1 protein-coding gene is annotated in these 2,228 nt (G+C 46.1%); it reads left to right on the top strand.

The genetic code is table 11. The annotated features are described in order from the left end of the window. Positions 1-194 precede the first annotated feature (194 nt). Positions 195-2,228, top strand: a 2,034-nt coding sequence (gene mnmD / locus V7D75_RS00995; protein WP_333613035.1) for a tRNA (5-methylaminomethyl-2-thiouridine)(34)-methyltransferase MnmD, incomplete at its 3' end; no start/stop codon positions are given.

The raw sequence follows: 2,228 nt of genomic DNA, 5'->3' as shown, positions 1-2,228 counted from the left end.
AATGCCCAGCTTCAGCGTCAAGTCAATGACTTACAAACACAAGTGAACGTTTTGGTTTATGAAAGCAAAGGTCAATTGTTTTTATATGGTGCATTTACGGTGTTAATGAGCTTGCTGGTTGGGATTTTTATTTCGTGGTTGGTGTTTGTGCGCCGCGAGCGCTGGTAGTAAATCCTCTATAAATGTGATGCTTTATGTCCAAATTTGTGTCTAAACCTCAGTCTAAATCAGCTATATCTAAGCCTACCTCTTCTGTCACTTATAAAAAAGCCACCAAGCCCCCTAAAAAACCCGCGCCGCCAGATGTGATTACCCCTGCTAAGATTGGATGGCAAACCGATGATGCTGGCAATCAAGTGCCAGTATCAGGGGAGTTTGGCGATGTGTATTTCTCGCATGCTGATGGCTTAGCAGAATCTCGCCATGTATTTTTAGCCCATAATCAATTACCCGAGCGCCTAGCAAACCTTGCTGATAAGCAATGCTTTACGATTGCTGAATTGGGTTTTGGTACGGGCCTGAATTTTTTAGCGACATGGCAGCTTTGGCGACAGCTTCGTACGCAGCAGCCGCATTTAACAAGCGCGCGCTTACACTTTATCACTACCGAAAAACACCCCATTCCGTTTAACGACTTAACGCAGATACTCGCTTTATGGGCACAGCGCGCGCCCGAACTTGCCGAATTGATTAAAGAGCTTTTAACAAACTACCCACCGCTGATTGCAGGCTGTCATCGACTAAATTTTATTGACGATAATATCACGCTTGATATTTGGTTAGGCGATGCAGGCGATAGCTTGGCAAGTCTGGCTACTTTTGAGAGCTTAGCTACTTTAAATACTCAGACCGCTATCAATCGTCCTTACGTTGATGCTTGGTTTTTAGATGGTTTCGCGCCTTCTTGTAATGAGAGCTTGTGGGCGGAGTCGATATTTACCCAGATGCAGCGCTTATCTCGCACTGGCACCACTGCCGCTACTTATAGCTGTGCTGGTATTGTCAAACGTGGCTTGCAAGCGCATGGTTTTAGCATTAAAAAGGTAAAAGGTTTTGGGCGCAAGCGTGAAATGTTAACGGCAGCGATGGTGGACAATGCTGAGTCCTTACCTGATTCTTTAGCACTGAATGACGATAACAATATTTGCGTTTTGCCACACCCTCATGACCATACTCCTAATCATACAGTGGTTATTGGCGCAGGCGTTGCGGGACTACTTACGGCTTGGACGCTGGCCAACCGCGGTGTGACTGTGTCGATAATAGATAAAGTCGCGCCGCTTGCTGGCGCCTCTGGCAATCCGCGCGCCCTCCTCGCACCAAATATGACGCCCATTCATCATGTGTATGAGCACTTGCACTCTATCGGCTATCTCTATAGCGGCAGGTTGTACCGTTATTTTAATCGGCAAGCAGCTCTGCAGCAAACGCCGCCAATACTTGAGCAAACAGGCGCGTTAGACTTGCTAATCAAAACCAATATCGGTACGGCGCAAATTGCCGATTATCCCAATGAGATGGCAACCACGATTACGACTGAACAAGCGCGGCAATTAAGTGGCTTAAAAGTTAAAGACTTAGCGGACAATTTATATTTACCACAATCTGGATTGGTCAATCCTCAAGCGCTAAAAACGCTTATTCTTAAGCACCCAAATATCACTTACCAGCAGCTTAATGTTACTGATATCAAAGAAACTGCCGATAAAGTGACGGTAATTGGTGAGAAAGAAGATGGCAGTGACAATAGTCAAATTATTACTATCTGTGCTGATAATGTGGTAATTTGCGCCGCCTATGAAAGCCATCAATTAGACAAACGTATCGTTGAGTGCCGTACTATTCGCGGGCAATTATCTTGGTTTACGCCCACTGACGAGCAACTCGCAGGTCTGCCTAAACTACCGCTCAAATATAGTGGTTATTGCGCGCCCTTTATCGGGCAAAGCGGCGATGCTGGGATAAATAACATTCGCGACAATGAGCCACAGTTTTTATTGGGTGCCAGCTTTGTAGATGCTGACGCCAGTATTGATATCCGTGAAGAAGAAAATCAGCAAAATTATGAAAAACTGCTTGAGGATATTCCTGAATTAAGCAATGTCTTGCCAGACGATACCAGCGCATGGCAAGCGCGCGCCGGTGTACGCACGCAAACGATTGATTATCATCCCTTGGTCGGACGACTTGTACAAAGCCGCCGCATTTGGACACTCTCCGCGATGGGG

This window comes from Psychrobacter sp., assembly GCF_036731945.1.
In the GTDB taxonomy this organism is placed as follows: domain Bacteria; phylum Pseudomonadota; class Gammaproteobacteria; order Pseudomonadales; family Moraxellaceae; genus Psychrobacter.
Note: the sequence above shows the minus strand (reverse complement) of the source record. Positions and strands in the feature narration are given on the sequence as shown.